At 68.9% G+C, this 16,250-nt stretch carries 14 protein-coding genes and 5 tRNA genes; 14 read left to right on the top strand and 5 right to left on the bottom strand.

The genetic code is table 11. The annotated features are described in order from the left end of the window. Window positions 1–35 precede the first annotated feature (35 nt). The 3 genes from Ate02nite_RS04935 to Ate02nite_RS04945 are packed head-to-tail and all read left to right on the top strand — an operon-like array spanning window position 36 to window position 2,320. Window positions 36–815 (top strand): SDR family NAD(P)-dependent oxidoreductase, encoded by a 780-nt coding sequence (locus tag Ate02nite_RS04935; protein WP_203799454.1) that lies wholly within the window; start codon window positions 36–38, stop codon window positions 813–815. Beyond that, a complete protein-coding gene (locus tag Ate02nite_RS04940; RefSeq protein WP_203799456.1) occupies window positions 812–1,657 on the top strand; it encodes an oxygenase MpaB family protein in 846 nt (281 codons plus the stop codon). Before Ate02nite_RS04935 ends, Ate02nite_RS04940 begins: the two co-directional genes overlap by 4 nt. 9 nt (window positions 1,658–1,666) lie before the next feature. Continuing rightward, complete coding sequence (locus tag Ate02nite_RS04945; RefSeq protein ID WP_239147126.1) at window positions 1,667–2,320, top strand: histidine phosphatase family protein; 654 nt, start codon at window positions 1,667–1,669, stop codon at window positions 2,318–2,320. Here Ate02nite_RS04945 and Ate02nite_RS04950 read toward each other — a convergent pair. From Ate02nite_RS04950 to Ate02nite_RS04970, 5 genes are all read right to left on the bottom strand, one after another. Next, entirely contained in the window at window positions 2,317–3,753 is a 1,437-nt protein-coding gene (locus tag Ate02nite_RS04950) for a hypothetical protein (protein ID WP_239147127.1), read from the bottom strand. The two genes, Ate02nite_RS04945 and Ate02nite_RS04950, sit on opposite strands and share 4 nt — an antisense overlap. 67 nt (window positions 3,754–3,820) lie before the next feature. Beyond that, window positions 3,821–5,422 (bottom strand): glycosyltransferase family 39 protein, encoded by a 1,602-nt coding sequence (locus Ate02nite_RS04955; protein WP_239147128.1) that lies wholly within the window; start codon window positions 5,420–5,422, stop codon window positions 3,821–3,823. A 9-nt stretch (window positions 5,423–5,431) separates the two neighbouring features. Beyond that, window positions 5,432–7,099, bottom strand: coding sequence for an AMP-binding protein (locus tag Ate02nite_RS04960; protein ID WP_203799459.1), 1,668 nt, complete (start codon window positions 7,097–7,099; stop codon window positions 5,432–5,434). A gap of 94 nt (window positions 7,100–7,193) precedes the next feature. Beyond that, a complete protein-coding gene (locus tag Ate02nite_RS04965) occupies window positions 7,194–7,835 on the bottom strand; it encodes a dioxygenase family protein (protein ID WP_203799461.1) in 642 nt (213 codons plus the stop codon). Window positions 7,836–7,884: 49 nt separating this feature from the next. Beyond that, window positions 7,885–8,727: a CDP-alcohol phosphatidyltransferase family protein gene (locus Ate02nite_RS04970; protein WP_203799464.1), complete on the bottom strand. Its 843-nt coding sequence runs from the start codon at window positions 8,725–8,727 to the stop codon at window positions 7,885–7,887. Between the two features lie 96 nt (window positions 8,728–8,823). Here Ate02nite_RS04970 and Ate02nite_RS04975 point away from each other — a divergent pair, with 96 nt between their 5' ends. The 11 genes from Ate02nite_RS04975 to Ate02nite_RS05025 all read left to right on the top strand — a co-directional run bounded on the left by Ate02nite_RS04975 (window position 8,824) and on the right by Ate02nite_RS05025 (window position 15,674). Beyond that, complete coding sequence (locus Ate02nite_RS04975; RefSeq protein WP_203799467.1) at window positions 8,824–10,968, top strand: TRAP transporter permease; 2,145 nt, start codon at window positions 8,824–8,826, stop codon at window positions 10,966–10,968. 1 nt (window position 10,969) lies between these two features. Further along, a complete protein-coding gene (locus tag Ate02nite_RS04980; RefSeq protein WP_203799469.1) occupies window positions 10,970–11,968 on the top strand; it encodes a TAXI family TRAP transporter solute-binding subunit in 999 nt (332 codons plus the stop codon). 81 nt (window positions 11,969–12,049) lie between these two features. Continuing rightward, on the top strand, window positions 12,050–13,027 hold the full coding sequence (locus Ate02nite_RS04985) for a DUF6745 domain-containing protein (RefSeq protein WP_203799471.1): 978 nt from the start codon (window positions 12,050–12,052) through the stop codon (window positions 13,025–13,027). A 302-nt stretch (window positions 13,028–13,329) separates the two neighbouring features. Beyond that, a tRNA-Trp gene (locus tag Ate02nite_RS04990) sits at window positions 13,330–13,402 on the top strand. A 301-nt stretch (window positions 13,403–13,703) separates the two neighbouring features. After that, window positions 13,704–13,766, top strand: a tRNA-Ala gene (locus Ate02nite_RS04995). Window positions 13,767–13,773: 7 nt separating this feature from the next. After that, window positions 13,774–13,846 (top strand) — tRNA-Met (locus Ate02nite_RS05000). A 4-nt stretch (window positions 13,847–13,850) separates the two neighbouring features. Further along, window positions 13,851–13,924 (top strand) — tRNA-Arg (locus Ate02nite_RS05005). 1 nt (window position 13,925) lies between these two features. Continuing rightward, window positions 13,926–13,997: transfer RNA gene (locus Ate02nite_RS05010), tRNA-Lys, on the top strand. A 62-nt stretch (window positions 13,998–14,059) separates the two neighbouring features. Then, window positions 14,060–14,731 (top strand): DUF4386 domain-containing protein, encoded by a 672-nt coding sequence (locus Ate02nite_RS05015; protein WP_203799474.1) that lies wholly within the window; start codon window positions 14,060–14,062, stop codon window positions 14,729–14,731. Window positions 14,732–14,735: 4 nt separating this feature from the next. Beyond that, complete coding sequence (locus tag Ate02nite_RS05020; protein ID WP_203799477.1) at window positions 14,736–15,047, top strand: hypothetical protein; 312 nt, start codon at window positions 14,736–14,738, stop codon at window positions 15,045–15,047. Window positions 15,048–15,176: 129 nt separating this feature from the next. Then, on the top strand, window positions 15,177–15,674 hold the full coding sequence (locus tag Ate02nite_RS05025) for a phospholipase (protein ID WP_203799480.1): 498 nt from the start codon (window positions 15,177–15,179) through the stop codon (window positions 15,672–15,674). Window positions 15,675–16,250: the final 576 nt, after the last annotated feature.

Genomic DNA, 16,250 nt, shown 5'->3' on the forward strand with positions numbered 1-16,250 from the left:
GTACCCCCGCTCACCCACCACGAACGGAGTTGGCGATGGATCTGCGTCTCACCGGCAAGGTAGCCGTCATAACGGGAGGAAGTGCCGGTATCGGCCGGGCGATCGCCCACGGCCTGGCGGCCGAGGGCGTCAATCTGGTCCTGGTGGCCCGCGACGAGGCCCGCTTGCGCTCGGTCGACATCCCGGGCGTACGGGTGGTGGGCGTCCCCGCCGACCTGACCGTGCCGGACGACGCGGCCCGGGTGGCCCGGGTCGTCGAGCAGGAGTTCGGTGGCGCCGACATCCTGATCAACAACGCCGGCACCGGCAGCGAAGAAAAGATCATGACGGCCGCCGACGACCGCTGGCAGTGGTACTGGGACCTGCACGTGATGGCCGCCGTCCGGCTGGCCCGGGCGCTGGTGCCGGGCATGCGCGCCCGGGGCGGCGGGGTGATCCTGAACAACGGCTCGATCTGCGCCACCCAGCCGCTGGGCTACGAGCCGATCTACAACGTGACCAAGGCGGCCCTGGTCATGTTCTCGAAGTGCCTGGCCAACGAGCTGATCGGCGACAACATCCGGGTGAACGCGGTAAACCCCGGCCTGGTGATGACCGGCGACTGGGTCAAGACCGCGAAGCTGCTCACCGAGGGCACCGACCAGACCTGGGAGCAATATCTTCAGAAGATCGCCGACGACAACGCCCCGATCGGCCGGTTCGCCACCCCCGAGGAGATCGCCGACCTGTTCGTCTTCCTGGCCTCCGACCGCGCGAGCTACACCGTCGGCTCGACCTATTACATCGACGGAGGCTGGTTGAATGTGACGACGTGAGAGACCGATACGCCAATCTGGCCGCCACCCGCGCCCTGGATCCCGCTCGCGACTACGAGCAGATCTTCCGGACCATGCTGCGCTTCGAGTTCCCGTGGGACATGCGGCTGTCCCTCAACCTCGCGTTCAACCGGTCCTTCTCCATCCCCCGGGTGGCCGAGACCCTGGTCGGCACCGGCGAGCTGCTCGAACGCCCCCGCAAGCGGGCGGACGACACCGGCATCCTGATGTACGAGATCGTCCTGAACGGCTTCGCCGATCCCCGGGCCCGGGCCGCGATCCGCCGGATCAACCAGATCCACCGCCCGTACCGCGATTTCCCGGCCGACGACTATCTCTACGTCCTGGCCTGCGGCGTCGTCCTCCCGCTGCGCTGGCTGGACCGCTACGGCTGGCGCCGCCCCTGCTGCCACGAGCGGGAGGCGACGTACCGCTTCTTCGGCGAGCTGGCCGGGCACATGAACGTGCCCGGCATGCCCGACTCCCTGTCCGGGACGGAGACCTGGTTCGAGGCGTACGACCAAGCCCACCTGCAGCCCAGCGACGCCGCCCGGACCATCGAGCGCTCCACCCGCGAACGCATGCTGAAACGCCTTCCCCGCCCGCTGGCCCCACTGGGCAACTCGCTGGTGAGCGCGATGTACGACGACCGCCAGCGCACCGCCACCGGCGTGCCCACCCCGCCGTGGCCGGTGCGCGCGGCCCTGCACACCACGCTCAAGGCCAGGTCGCGCGTGCTCCGGCACCTGCACCGCCCACGCCCGACAGGCCTCTTCGAGGACGGCATCCAAACCAAGACCTACCCCGACGGGTACGACATAGCCGAGCTGGGTCCGCGATAGTCAGAGCCGGTGGCCGGTGGTGCTCTCGACGTGCTCGGGCAGGTCCCCGGCGTGGCCGGCCGCCCGGTTGCGGTCCCCCACGATGATCGGGCGATGGCATTCACCCGGCTGCATCTCGTACGCCACGGCGAGCAGGACCCGGCCTCCGACCACGCACCCGAGGGCGGCCTCTCACCGCGCGGGCGAGAGCAGGCCGAGCGGCTGGGCCGACGATTGAGCAACACCCCGTTCGCGGCGATCCATCACAGCCCGCTGGCCCGGGCGGCGCAGACCGCCGACCTCGTCGCGGCCCACCTCGGACCGGTTCCCCGGCACGCCTGCGACCACGTCACCGACCGCACCCCAGTGCCGTCCCCCGCCCGGCGCGGCGACTACCCGGAGCGGTGGCTTTCCTGGCTGGACGATGTGCCCAGGGACGAGCGAGACGAGGACGCGAAGGCCCTGCGGACCGCCGTAGAGCACTTCGGAGCAACCGACGACCAGGACCGCAACGAACTGCTGATCACCCACAACTTCGTAATCGGCTGGTTCGTCCGCCACGTGCTGGACGCCCCGGAATGGCGTTGGATCGGCCTCAACCTGGACAACTGCGCCCTGACAGTCGTCGAGTGGGACAGCAGCCGCCCACCCCGGCTGATCACCTTCAACGAGTCCGTGAGCTAGCTGGGCAGGACTCGGGCGATCTTGATGGAGGTGCTGGTGGAACCGGCCGCGGGGTAGGCGGCGCTGCCGTCGGCGTACGGCTTGAAGGCCTGGTAATTGTGGTCCTTGGCGGCGATGGTGAACTGCTTGCCGGTGGCCGCGCCGGTGCCCGAGTTGTAGACCTGGGCCTTCATCGTGGAGCCGGACTGCCAGGTCAGCAGCATCTTGCCGGCGCCGTAGGTGACCAGGTGCGGGTGTTGCGAGCCGGCCGAGGTCTTGATGGTCTTGTCGGCGGCGGAGCTGCCGCTGAAGTGGGACAGCCGGACCGTCCCGCCCTGGCTCCACGCCGTCCAGTAACCCGAGCTCTTGGCCAGCACCAGGTCGCCGCCGAACAACGAGCCGTCGCAGGTGCCGGCCGCTACCGTTCGGTACGGGTTGGGCTGGGCGATCCGGCAGTCGTTGTCGGTGGCGCAGACCATCGCGAACTTCTTGGCGCGCGGGTCCCAGACGATCCGGGACGTCCACGCGTGGCTGCACCCGACCTCGAAGCTGTTGTGGCCGCTCAGCAGCGCGCCCGACTTGCTCACCACCTGCATCCGGTCGCCCTCGTGGATGTCCACGCAGCTGCCGTTCTGCACGGTGATCGCGACGCCGAAGTAGGCCGCGAAGTTGGTGCCGTCGGTCGCCAGCCGGCCGTGGTGCTGGTACCACCAGACGAAGCGGGCGCCGTCGTCGTAGCCGCCGCGGGCCGAGGTCAGGTTGGTGACCTGGCGTTCCCACACGGTCTTGCCGGCGTTGTCGAAGCGGACCATCACCATCTGGTTGCACGGGCTGGATTCGCCGCCGCAGAGCGGGCCGGTGTGGCAGTCGCCCTTGCGGGTCAGCAGCAGCACGCCGCCGGTCGCGTCGGCCTGGACGTCCTGCAGGTCGATGCCGGTGAAGCTGGTGGGGGTGCCGACGAGTTTGTCGTCGCAGCCGAGCCGGCCCAGGTGGACCTTGCCGTCGGTGCCGAGCCAGGCCAGCCACGAGCCGCCGTTGGGAGCGGCCGAGATCGCCATCGGCAGGGCTTCGGTGTCGCCTTCGCCGCCGTAACCCTTCACCGCCGAACCCACGCTGACCTGGGTGATTTTGGTGGCGGGGGCGGCGCCGACCGGGCGGGCGCAGGGGCCGGCGGTCTTGGGAGTGGCCGACGCTGAGGCCGAGGGTGCGGCCGACACCGGGGCGGCGGCGACAGAGGTGGCAGCCGAGGGGACGGCCGATGACGAAACAGAAACAGAAGAGGACGGAGAAACAGAGGGCGATGAGGACGAGAACCAACCGCTGGCCCCGGCGGGCAGGACGAACGCCGCGGCGGCCACCGCCGCAGCAACCCCGATGACCACGCCGAGTACGGCGAAACGGCGGGCGGGCGATCCGGGTTTGCGGTGCCCGCTGGGGGCCTCATTCGTGCTCATCAGCGCGGGACTTTACTGGGCACGCTCCCACGGCGTCATCCTGAAGATCTTTGGGGAGCCTTAATCTTTACCGCCGGTAGATCCGGATCGAGTACCCCACGTTGTCGATCTCGGTGCTCGAGTCGATGAGCTGTTTCAACCGGCCCCGGGCGAGCGCCACCCGCGAGTCCGACACGACGAGCAGTCCATGCACGTCATCAAGAGGCACCCCGAGCGGATTTTTCCCCTGAATCCCGTAATATCCGGGCACGCCGCTGCCCTTGTAGACGAGCCAGACCGTCTCGTTCGGATACGCAGTTCGCAACCGCGTCCCGAGCCGCCCGAGATCCTGCCCCCAGTCCACATTGGCGTCGTGCAGGTTGAGGTGCGTCTTCGAGGTCCCGCCGAACGCCTCGTTCGAATACGGCAGGTAGTACGGGAAGGTCAGCATCGAACTGACCGCCACGAAAGCGACAAGCACCCCGGTAGCGATCCGGGCGAACCGGAACCGGATCAGCACCACCGTCCCGGACACCACGGCCAGGAAGATCGGCATGAAGATCACGTAACGGGTGCCGTAGTCGCGCGACCCGGTCATCGCCACCAGCATCAGCACGCCCGCGGGCAGCAACAGATAAAGCGTCGCGATTCGCAGCGCCGGCCGCACCAGCATGGTGATCGTGCCGGCCAGCCAGAGCGCGATCATCCCGAGCGGCGTCTTGATCAGCAGCGCCACCGGCAGGTAATACCAGGGCGATCCGCGGTAGGCGTGCCCGAGCAGGAACCCGTTGAAGCTGCGCGACTCGAACCGGAACTGGATCAGAATCCCGTCCCGATAGGCCTTGGGGAACGGCAGCAGGTCGACCACGAACCCCTTGAGGCCGCCCGGATTGGTGAGATAGGCCGGGGTTGTCCACCGCATCGACCGATCCACCGCGAAGTAGACAACCCACACCACGGCGACGGCGATCAATCCCACGCCGATCGCGGCCGCCAGCCGCAGGAGCAGCGAACGCCACCATGACGAAGGCCGGCCGATGACGACCGGAGACAAAAGCGCAAGAGCCAGGACTATGGGTACGGCGGGGAGCGCGCTCATCCGGGTCGCCAGCGCCGCACCCAGTGCCAGCCCGGCCAGCGGCAGATAGAGCCGAGGTCGTTTCCGGGAACGCCACAGCATCCAGAACGTGGTGAGCAGCATCCCGGCCGCCGGAACGTCCAGGGTGGCCAGCGAGCCGTGCGCGATCACGTCGGGCGAGAAAGCGTAGAGCGCGAGCGCGACCAGCCCGGCCCACGGCCCGGCCAGGTCGCGGGCGAACCCGAGCACGACCAGCCCGAACAGCAGGGTCAGCACGATCATCGGCAGCCGGGCCAGCAGCATCAGCCGGAACGGGTTGTTGCCGGTCTCGTAGAGCAGGTGCCGGCCCAGCGCGGTCTGATTGCCCGGATAGGACGGATCAAGCTGGGCGTCGTCGAAGACCAGCCCGGCCGCCATCAGCAGCTTGCCCAGCGGCGGGTGCTCCGGGTTGTAACGCAGGCTGTGCTGCTGGGTGAGCACCTCGGCGGTGGCCACGTAGACCGGTTCGTCGATGGTCGGCGACTGCTGCATCGCGGTGGTGACCATCGCGAACGCCATGCCCCCCAGCAACGCTGCGACTACGAGGAGATAGGCGATGCGTCGGCGCGGCACCGCGCAACCCTAACCGGTGAATTCGCCGTCGGGCGTGGCGGTGGGATCGGCGTGCTTCACCAGCTCAGCGGCGCGCAGTTCGACGCGGCGGATCTTGCCGGAGATGGTCTTCGGGAGCGGGCCGAACTCGAGGCGACGGATCCGGGCGTACGGCGGCATGTGCTCTTTCGCGTACGCGAAAATGGCTTCGGCGGTCGCGGCCGAAGCGTCCCAACCCTCCGCGAGTACGACGTAGGCCTTCGGCACCGCCAGGCGCACCGGGTCGGGTGAGGGAACGACGGCCGCCTCGACCACCGCGTCGTGCTCGATGAGCACGCTCTCCAGCTCGAACGGCGAGATCCGGTAGTCGGACGCCTTGAACACGTCGTCGGTCCGCCCGACGTAGGTGATGTAGCCGTCGTCGTCGCGGGAGGCCACGTCGCCGGTGTGGTAGTAACCGTCGGCCATCCGCTCCGTGGTGAGCTCGTCGTCGCCGTGGTAACCGACCATCAGCCCGAGCGGCCGCGGGTCGAGCGCCACGCAGATCTCACCCTCGGTGGCGGGCTGATGTGACGACGGGTCGATCAGCTCGATCCGGTAACCGGGGACCGGGCGGCCCATCGAACCCGGCTTGACCGGCTGGCCGGGGGTGTTGGCGATCTGCACGGTCGTCTCGGTCTGCCCGAAGCCGTCCCGGATGGTCACCCCCCACGCCTTCCGCACCTGGTCGATGACCTCGGGGTTGAGCGGTTCGCCGGCCCCGACGACCAGCCGCGGCGGGGTGCGCAGCGCGGACAGGTCGGACTGGATGAGCATCCGCCACACGGTCGGCGGCGCGCAGAAGCTGGTGACTCCGCAGCGTTGCATCTCGGCCAGCAGCCGGGCCGGGTCGAACCGGGTGTAGTTGTAGATGAAGACGCACGCCTCCGCGTTCCACGGGGCGAAGACGTTGCTCCAGGCGTGCTTGGCCCAGCCGGGCGAGGAGATGTTGAGGTGCACGTCGCCGGGGCGCAGGCCGATCCAGTACATCGTCGAGAGGTGCCCGACCGGGTAGGACTGGTGGGTGTGCTCGACGAGCTTGGGCCGCGCGGTGGTGCCGGAGGTGAAGTAGAGCAGAAGAGTGTCGGTCGCCTTGGTAGCGCCGGCCTCAAACCCGACATTTCCGGAATAGGCGTCGGCATAGTGATGCCAGCCGTCGACCGCGTCGCCCACCGCGATCTTGGTGACGTCGACGCCCTCGAACTTGGCCGCGGCGGAGGAGGCGGCGGCGATCACGTGCTTGGCGCCGCTGCGGGCCACCCTCTGCGCCGAGTCGGCCGGGCCGAGCAGCGGCGTCGCCGGGACAAGGACCGCACCCAGCTTCATCGCGGCCAGGATCGTTTCCCACAGCTCGTGCTGGTTGCCGAGCATCACCACGATCCGGTCGCCGCGCTCGACACCTTGCGCGCGCAGCCAGTTCGCCACCTGGTTGGAGCGGCGGGACATCTCGGCGAACGAGAACCGCTGCTCGGAGCCGTCCTCCTCGACGATCCAGAGGGCCGGCGCGTCGTTGTTCTCGGCGATCACGTCGAACCAGTCGAGCGCCCAGTTGAACTCGTCGAGTTCCGGCCAGGCGAACCCGGCCACGGCCGCGTCGTACTGGTCGGCATGATCGACCAGAAAGTCCCGTGCCTGCCGAAATGCCGCCGTGCCCGCCATGATGTCCCCTCAGCGCGTCCTGATCAGCACAGACTGCGCCGGGCGAGGCGTTGAACACCAGCCCCATCCGGGGGTGGCGATCATCTCAAACCTCTCAAACACTGAGCGTACGGGTGGCCACCATTCCCCTGCGCACGTCACCGGTCACCGAGGCCATCTCCAGCGGCATGCTCATCGCGGCCGGGTCGAGCGTCGCGGTATATCCGTCGGTCGCGTAGACCTTCTCGCAGGCGTCGCCGGGCAGCGCGACCTTCCCGCTGTAGAGCAGATCCCGGCAGGCCAGGCTCGGGTAGATCTCGACGTGCAGGTGCGGCCAGCGGCCCTCGTGCGCGCCCGGGAAGACGCTGGTGAACCGGGCCCAGCCGGCCGAGTCGGCGGTCTGCACGCCCCGCAGGTAGTTCTCCTGGTCCAGCCCGCCGTCGTACAGCGAGTAGTTGCCGTCCTGGTCGCACTGCCACAGGTACACGGCGTAATCGGGCAGCGGGCGACCCGAGTTGGCGCTGGTGATCCGCAGCCGGATGTCCAGCGACACCCCGCGGGCCGCGCCGGTGGCGGTGCCGAAGCTACGGCGGATGTCGCCGCGCACGATGCCCGAGCGCACCAGCGGGGAGTACGAGTGGCCGGCCGCGAGCGCCGCCACCGTGGTGCCGCGGGCCAGGCCCATCATCCGGCGCCGCAGCACCGTCGAGAAGTCGTCGGCGAGTCCGCGGTCGTGCAACGTCTCCAGCTTCAGCATGCCGACCATTCGACCCGTGGTGGGTTGCGCCGGCGCGCCGGTTCCGGGTTCAGATCGGGTGCTTCTCGTACGGCGTGAAATCGGTGAACGCCGCGGCTTCGGCCTCGGCTGCCCGCAGTTTGGCCGGGAACGCCTGGGTCTGCCGCCACAACTTCGACACCAGCCAGGACTCGAAGATCAGCAGCAGGATGCCGGCCGCGACCGTGACCGGGATCAGCCAGCCGGTGAGCGGCGCGATGATGAAGACCGTCATCTCGTACTCGATGCCGCTGAACAGGTGGGTCCGGATCCGGTGCCGGCGCAGGAACGAGCCGACCTGCCGCTTCGTCGAGGCCTTCTCTTTCACCTCGTCGGGCTCGGCCGCCTCGATGGGCTCGCGCGCCGGCAGGACCTCGGCCAGCTTGGTGCGCATCTCCAGCCGGACCTTGGCCATCTGGCTGCCGTTGAGGTACCGGAACAGGTCCAGGAAGACCACCACGGCGAGCAGCCAGAGGTACGCGATGTTGTCGGTGTGCAGGTACTGGCCGCCGAACAGGGCCAGCGCGCAGATGAAGACCCGGATCCGGTCGAAGACGAAGTCGAACCAGGCCCCGAAGATCGAGCCGGTGCCGTTCAGCCGGGCGATCTTCCCGTCCATACAGTCGACGACGAAGCTCAGGTGGAACAGCAGCGCCCCGGCGACCAGCCACCAGCGGGACTGCATCGCGAAGCAGCCCGCCGCGGCCAGCCCGATCACGGTGGCGAACAGGGTGAGCATGTTCGGGGTGATGCGACGGTGCGGCGCGACCAATCGGACAAGCCGGGCGGCGATAGGATCCACCAGCAGCACCGTCCACCAGGCATCTCGCGGTTTGTAGGTGCGCTCGCGGATCTCTTCCAAGGTCACGTTCACGGCCGGGAGGTTAGTGAAGATCGCTATGAAAACGCTGTGGTATCCGTTACCGATCGGATAGTTACCATTCATATTCGCCGTAGTACTGTCCGTTACATGGGTGTCGATCGATCTCCTTCGACGGTGAACGATCCGCCCGCGGTGCACTACGACGACGAAGAACTCCCTGCTCGCAGCCTTTCCGGCCGGATCGGGGCCGTCGTCTCGGCGGTCGCCTTCGCGGTGGCGCTGCTCGTGCTCTGGCAGGTGTTCCGGCCGCTCGCAAGGGGCAGCCAGTTCTATTTGATCATCTTCTTGGCCGGAACATTGCCGCTGGTTTTCCTCGCGTACCGATCACGATTTGGCAACGGCGGCCGGGAGCGGCCGACGCTGCCGGATTGGCTCCTGGCCGGCCTCGCCCTGATCGCCTGTCTCTACCCGGTCAATCCGTTCGGTGGCGGTTACGACGGCTTCCTCGACCGGCAGGGCCTGCTCGAACCGATCGACATCCTCTTCGGCGCGGCCCTGCTGATCCTGGTGGTCGAGGCCTGCCGGCGCACCACCGGGCTCGCGCTGCCGATCGTCTGCCTGGCGTTTTTGGCCTACGGCTACTACGGCGGGCTCCTGCCGCAGAACTGGCCGATCGCGCACGCCGGCCTCGACTTCGCCCAGATCGTCGACGCGCTCTACAACTCGGGCAGCGGCTTCTACGGCACCCCGCTCGACGTCGCCGCCACGTACATCGTCCTGTTCACCATCTACGGCGCCGTCCTCGATCTCTCCGGCGCCAGCCGCTTCTTCGTCGACCTGTCGGTGGCCGCGTTCCGCAAGTCGCGCAGCGCCGCCGGCCGCACCGCGGTCGCGGCCGGCTTCCTGCTCGGCACCGTCTCCGGCTCGGGCACCGCCACCACGGTCAGCGTCGGCGCGGTGACCTGGCCGCTGCTGCGCCGGGCCGGTTACCCGGCCGAACAGGCCGGCGGCATGCTGGCCGCGGCCGGCGTCGGCGCGATCCTGTCGCCGCCCACGCTCGGCGCCGCCGCGTTCATCGTCGCCGAGTACCTGGACGTCTCCTACCTGACCGTCCTGGGCTGGGCGACCATCCCCACCCTGCTCTACTACCTGGGCATCCTGCTCGCCGTCGAGATCGACGTGCGGCGCTTCCGGGTCCGCTCGATCGAGGTGCCGGCCACCAGCGCGTGGCGACTGCTGCTTCGCTTCGGCTACCACTTCTCGTCGCTGATCCTGATCGTGGTCCTGCTCGCGCTCGACATCAGCGCCACCCGGGCAGTCGTCTACGCCACCCTCGCCGCGTTCCTGCTCTCCTTCCTCGACCCGCGCTGCCGGATGACCCCGCCGCGGGTCTTCAGCGCGCTGTCGGCCGGGGTGCGCGGGGTGCTGCCGGTCGTCGCGGTGTGCGCCGCCGCCGGCATCATCACCGCCGCCACCACCAAGACCGGGCTCGGCGCCCAACTCGCGTCGCTGCTCGTCTCCGGCGCCCAGGCGGTCACCTCGAACCCGACCGCGGTGCTCGCGCTGACCGTGATCCTGGCCGCGGTGGCCCTGGCGATTCTCGGCCTGGCCGTACCGGTCACGGCCAGCTTCATCATCGGCTGGGTCATCATCGGGCCGGCGCTGCTCGGCCTCGGGGTGCCGGCGCCGGCCGCCGCGATGTTCGTCTTCTACTACTCGGTGCTGTCCGAGGTGACTCCGCCGACGGCCCTGGCTGCGGTCGGCGCGAGTGCCATCACCGGCGGCCGCACGGTGCCGACGATGTGGCAGGCGCTGAAGTACGCGCTGCCCGCGTTCCTGGTCCCGGTTGCCTTCGTGCTCACCGATTCCGGGTCCGCGCTGCTGGCCCGGGGCTCTTTTATCGACGTCCTTTGGACGACGATCGTCGCGGCCCTCGCGGTGCTCGGGCTGGCGGTGGCGACCGGCGGCTGGGTGCCAGGCATAGGAGCGGCGGGTACGCCGAGCAGGCTGCTCGCCGCGGTCGCCGGTCTGCTGCTGCTCTATCTGGAGCCGTTGACGATCGGGGTCGGGGTGACCGCCCTGATCGCGGCGGCCGTGTGGGCTTTCGTGCGCCGTCGCTCGACGGGGTCGGCCCCGGGCGATTCCGCTTCATTCGGGACTGCGGCGAAGTTGCGCGAGTCCGCAACCGCCAACGTTGGGCTGGAAGAGCGGAACGCGTACTCAAAAGATGCGGAAGCGGACCGCTCAGCTGGTTTTGCAGAAGAGAAGGAATCGCCTACTGAACGGGGTTGAGATGAGACGAGCGGCAATCGGTGTGGTCGGGCTTCTGGTCGTGGGGGCGGCGGGCTGCGGTGGGCGGCAGGATGCCGCCTCGACCGACGCGGGCGGCGACGTGACCTGCGACGTTGCCAGCGACACCCGGGTGGGAATCGCGACCGGAAATGCGACCGGGGTGTATTTCGCGCTAGGTAACGCCTATGCGGAACAGATCGGCGCCGCGGGCGGGAAGGTCAAGGCCACGGCGGCCGAGACCGGCGCCTCGGTGCAGAACATTCAGCAGGTGGTCGCGGGCACCTACAACGTGGCGTTCTCGCTCGCCGACACCGCCGCCGACGCCATCAACGGCACCGGGAGTTTCACCAGCAAACAGCCGATCGCGGCGCTGGCCCGCATTCACACCAACTACACCCAGGTCATTGTGCGTAAAGGCGCCGGCATCAAGGATGTCGCCGCGATGCGCGGCAAACGCGTCTCCACCGGATCGCCGAAATCCGGCACCGAGGTCATCGCCAACCGGGTGCTGACCGCGGCCGGCCTCGACCCGGCCAAGGACATCAGCGCGCAGAAACTCGACCTCACCAAAACCGTCGACGGCATGAAGGACGGCTCGATCGACGCGCTGTTCTGGTCGGGCGGCCTGCCCACCCCCGGCATCACCGACCTGCTGACCACGTCGGCCGGCAAGGTCGAATTCCTGGACATCACCGCCGTCCTGCCCGACCTGCAGAAGATCAACCCGGTGTACGAGACGGGAGCCATCCCGGCGTCCACCTACAAGACGGCCGCCGACGTGCCGACCATCATCGTGCCGAACTTCCTGCTGGTGCGCGCCGACCTGGACCCGAACGTGGCATGCGTGCTGACCAGGGTGCTCTTCGACCGCAAGGCCCAGCTGGAACAGGCGAACGCCGCTGCCAAGGAGATCACCCTCGACAAGTCCCGCAAGACCGACCCGGTGCCGTTGCACCGCGGCGCCGTCAAAGCCCTGGACGACCTGGGCGCCCCGCAGTAATTCGGTTGCCCGGCCCGCGCCGCGCGGTCATCATGATCAGATGCGTAACTCCACTCGAAAGGGCGTGCGCGCCCTCGCGCTTTGATCGCGACCGCGCGGCGTGCTGCCGCGCTCCAGCCGGGCCTCTGGGCCGAGGCCATCAAGATCCGCGACGAATGGCTCGACCTAGGTCTGAGCACCGAGCCGGCCGACCGGCCCGCCACCGAAGAGGCCATCGCCTCGATTTATGCCTCGCATCGGCGTGCCCGTCCCGAATTCATCTGGGTGCTGTCCCCCGTGGCCGCCGTGCCGCACCTAGCCGGCCTGCCCACCCACCAAACCTTGCGGTCCTATGTCTCCGATCGACGGCCGCAGCCCGACGGCGCACCCGGCGCCGGCAAACCCAGCGCATCCAGCTCATCCGGCGCAGGCAAACCCAGCGCATCCAGCTCATCCGGCGCAGGCAAGCCCAGCGCAGGCCGGCTGGGGGCCGGTGACAGGGTCGCCGGGCGGGCGAGCATCGCCGGCCGTGGCTGGCCGATCGCCAGTGACATCGCGGCCGGGCTGTCTCACCTGCGGTCGCGGATGGCGGCGACCTACGTCGAGCCGTCGCCGGACCGAAAACCGATGCAGCGCCCGAAGGGCAAACCCTGGCCGTCGTTGCGGCCCGAGGCCGCCCTCGACGCCGGCCTGCCCTTCCACGAACTGCTGCATCAGGGCGTGCGGGAGGCCCTGTTCCGAACCCTGGCCGGCGAGATCTACAACCCGATCCGGGCGGCGGTGCCCGGCTTCCCCTCCCGAGATCAACTGCCGGTCTGCTGGTACGGCCACCAGGACGCCGCGTGGATCGGGCACGCCGACACCCTGCACCGACTCGGCCTGGCCTCGCCGGTCGGTGCGTTCTCCACTTGGGCGACGCTGGCCCGCTCGGGCGGCTGGTGGTGGCCCGGCGAGCAGCACTGCGTCCTGGTGGACCGGCCCGCCGTGATCCGCACCGAGCCGGTCCCCGGCGCCTGGCACGGTGAGCGACGCCGGCAACCGGGCCTGGCCGTCGAATACCGCGACGGCTGGTCGATGTGATTCTCCGGCCCCGGCCGCCCGCCGGCCGGGGCCCCTATTTTCTCGGCCGCGTCGGTCTGGGCCCGACCGTGACCGACGTCGAATAAAAGCGTTGTCGAGGCGGCGGCGGTGCATTAATCTTTGGGAAGTCAGCACGGGAGAGCGCGAAAGGGGATCGAGATGATGTGGCAGGCCACCAGTCTGGTCGACCCCGCCATGCGACGCGTGGCGAAGTGGCGCTCCCCGGGAGTGAGCTGGCGAAACGGCTGATGCCGTAACGGTTTCCGCCGCCGCCCTCCCACCTCGGGACGGGCGGCTTTCTTATGGGCGTAGCTCAATTGGCAGAGCAACGGCCTCCAAAGCCGTAGGTTGCCGGTTCAATTCCGGCCGCCCGTGCGCGCATTTCAAACATCCATTAAATAGGGCGAGGAATGGCGGCAACGCGGGCTGGCTCCGGCTCGCTGGACGGGAATACTTGCGCTACCCGGCCAACGCGTGCACCGCCGTTCCTCGCCCTCGCGGAGGGCTCGTAGCTCACCAGGGCTTATCTGGTGGATCACGTGGGAGCGAGGCGAGGTCCAGGGCGTGGCTGGCGTCGGCCGCAGGGCGGTCTCATACCGGTGTTGTATGAGGCCGTTCTGCGGACGCCGTCAGGCGCGGGCTGGGCCACGCCGCAGCCCGCGTGATCCACCAGATAAGCCCTGGGTAGAGCGCCTGTCTTGCAAACAGGAGGCAGCCGGTTCGATCCCGGCCGAGTCCACGCCCACGTCGTCGTAGCTCAGCGGAAGAGCGCCGCCCTCATAACGCGGAAGCCGGATGGTTCGACCCCACCCGACGACACAACGCCCCTGTAGCGCAGCTGGACAGCGCGCCGGACTACGAATCCGGAGGCCGGGAGTTCGACTCTCCCCAGGGGCACGCGCCGCTAGCTCAATGGAAGAGCATCCGCCTCTTAAGCGGAGGGTTCGGGGTTCGAGACCCCGGCGGCGCACTTGCGCAGGTCGTAGACTCCGCGTTCGTGAAAGATCCTGTCGCGCGCGGCGAGGTTGTGGCGTGAACGCTCGGATTGCCGGCGCCCTCTATCTGCTGACGTTTCTCACGTCGATTCCTACCCTCGTGCTGTACCAACCGGTGCGGGACAACGCCGACTTCGTGCTCGGGGCCGGCAGTGCCACGTCCGTCACCTGGGGCATTCTGCTCGAGGTTCTGCTGGCCCTGGCATGTGCCGGCACCGCCGTGGCGCTGTTCCCGATCGCCAAGCGGCGCAGCGAGACGGCCGCGGTGGGCTTCCTCAGCTCCCGGCTGCTGGAGGCCGGCCTGATCCTGCTCGGCGCGGTCAGCCTGCTGGCCCTGCTGACGCTGCGCCGCGACGCCGCCGGCGCGGACCCGGCCTCGCTCGTCGCGGCCGGGCACACCCTGCTGGCGGTCTACGACGGGGCGTTCCTGGTCGGCCAGAGCCTGATGCCCGTTCTCAATGCGGCGTTCCTGGGCAGCGTGATGTACCAGTCCGGCCTGGTGCCCCGGGTCATTCCGGTGGTCGGCCTGATCGGCGCGCCCCTGCTGCTGGCCTCCGACGTCGCGATCCTGTTCGGCCTCTACGAGCGGGACGCCCCGCTGGCCGCGCTGGCCGCCCTCCCGATCGCGGCCTGGGAGCTGGCGCTCGGTTTCTACCTGCTCTTCAAGGGCTTCCGGCCTTCTCCGATGGCGTCGCGCTTGTCACGATGAGGGCATGACCCCCGGACGGCGGATGGCGATGGCTTCGGCCGCGCTCACCCTGATCATGATCGTTGTCTACCTCGGACTGATCAGCCGGCAGGGCAACCAGCCGGCCGTCTGGTTCGTCGCCGGCCTGGCGGTGGCCGCGGTGCTGGCCGGTTACGGCTCGTTCGCCGCGGCACCGCGGCACCGGCCGGCGCTGTTCACCGCGGGCGCGCTGCAGCTGGCGCTGGGGCTGCTCGGCATCCTGTCGATCGGCCTCCCGATCGTCGCGGCGGGCGTGCTGGCCGTCGTCGCCGCCGGCCGGTCAGGGACACCCACGTGATCAGGTTAGGGCTCGTTAAGGAAGGCCGGTTAGGGCCTTCCGCCGAACTCCGGCAAAGTTAATTCACCGTCATCTATCGGTTCACGTCTGCCTCCGAGGCTCCGGGCAACCCCTGCCAAGGAGGCTCCGATGACCCGGCGAATCCTCGTCGTCCTGCTGCTCACCGTCGCCGCCCTGTTCCCCGCCGGCGCCGCCTACGCGGCCGACAGCAAGGCCACCGTCCTGTCCAACTGGACCCAGCCGACCGCGGCCAGCTTCAACGCCTGGAACGCCGCCCGCAACGACCGGGCACCGTGGGCCTCCTACAGCTTCGACTGGTCGACCGACTACTGCTCGTCCAGCCCGGACAACCCGCTCGGTTACGCCTTCGACATCCCCTGCTGGCACCACGATTTCGGCTACCGCAACTACAAGGCGATCGGCACCTTCGCGGCCAACAAGTCCCGCGTCGACGACACCTTCTACGCCGACCTCAGGCGAGTCTGCGCCACCTACAGCTCAGCCAGCCAGGCCGCCTGCAACAGCCTGGCCTGGACCTACTACCAGGCGGTCAAGCTGTTCGGCTCACTCGCCACGGTGACCCCGGCCGACCTCGACCGAGCCGCCGCCCTCACTGGCAAAGCGTGAGACCGGGGCGCTGCCGATCGCGGCCAACTGAGCTGCGCCGGCAGCGCCTCGGCGCCCTCCCGCAACCAAGTCGCCCGGACGACCCCCGCGGCGGAAGCGCCGAGGCAGCCCGCAACCTTGGCAGCTTGCAGCTCAGGCGGGAAGGTTCCGGCCAGGACCAGTTAATCCCGATCCACACCCTGGTCGCTACGCCATGCGGATCAACCCATTAGCAGTCGATCTCAACCATTTCCGCGGAGGCCGAACCCGGATCGGTTTGGATTTCCCCTAGCCGGCGGAGCATGTATTTTGATGGTGGCCATTCTGGCTGATTCCACGTGCGTCACGGCCGCCGTTCCAAATTCATTAATCTTGAAACGGCCGGCATTTCTCGCACGCTGCAGCTCAACGCCGGCCGCGCCCGGCTGTTGGTTACTTCCCGGGCGTCGCCGCCGACCCGAAGACACCCGCCCAGGTGCGGTCGGCGACGAACGCCGGCCGCCGGCATCTCCGAGTGGCCGGCGGGGCAGGACCACGCGGCGACTTTGTTGTTCACGCGGTTCCACCAGCCCGACGTCGACCCGGACGGCGGCATCA

The organism is Paractinoplanes tereljensis, assembly GCF_016862435.1.
In the GTDB taxonomy this organism is placed as follows: Bacteria; Actinomycetota; Actinomycetes; order Mycobacteriales; family Micromonosporaceae; genus Actinoplanes; species Actinoplanes tereljensis.

Coding starts and splice junctions, on each gene's coding strand:
- Ate02nite_RS04935 (WP_203799454.1), top strand. CDS start 36: ATGGATCTGCGTCTCACCGGCAAGGTAGCCGTCATAACGGGAGGAAGT.
- Ate02nite_RS04950 (WP_239147127.1), bottom strand. CDS start 3,753: ATGAGCACGAATGAGGCCCCCAGCGGGCACCGCAAACCCGGATCGCCC.
- Ate02nite_RS04960 (WP_203799459.1), bottom strand. CDS start 7,099: ATGGCGGGCACGGCGGCATTTCGGCAGGCACGGGACTTTCTGGTCGAT.
- Ate02nite_RS04965 (WP_203799461.1), bottom strand. CDS start 7,835: ATGCTGAAGCTGGAGACGTTGCACGACCGCGGACTCGCCGACGACTTC.
- Ate02nite_RS04975 (WP_203799467.1), top strand. CDS start 8,824: ATGGGTGTCGATCGATCTCCTTCGACGGTGAACGATCCGCCCGCGGTG.
- Ate02nite_RS04980 (WP_203799469.1), top strand. CDS start 10,970: ATGAGACGAGCGGCAATCGGTGTGGTCGGGCTTCTGGTCGTGGGGGCG.
- Ate02nite_RS05020 (WP_203799477.1), top strand. CDS start 14,736: ATGACCCCCGGACGGCGGATGGCGATGGCTTCGGCCGCGCTCACCCTG.
- Ate02nite_RS05025 (WP_203799480.1), top strand. CDS start 15,177: ATGACCCGGCGAATCCTCGTCGTCCTGCTGCTCACCGTCGCCGCCCTG.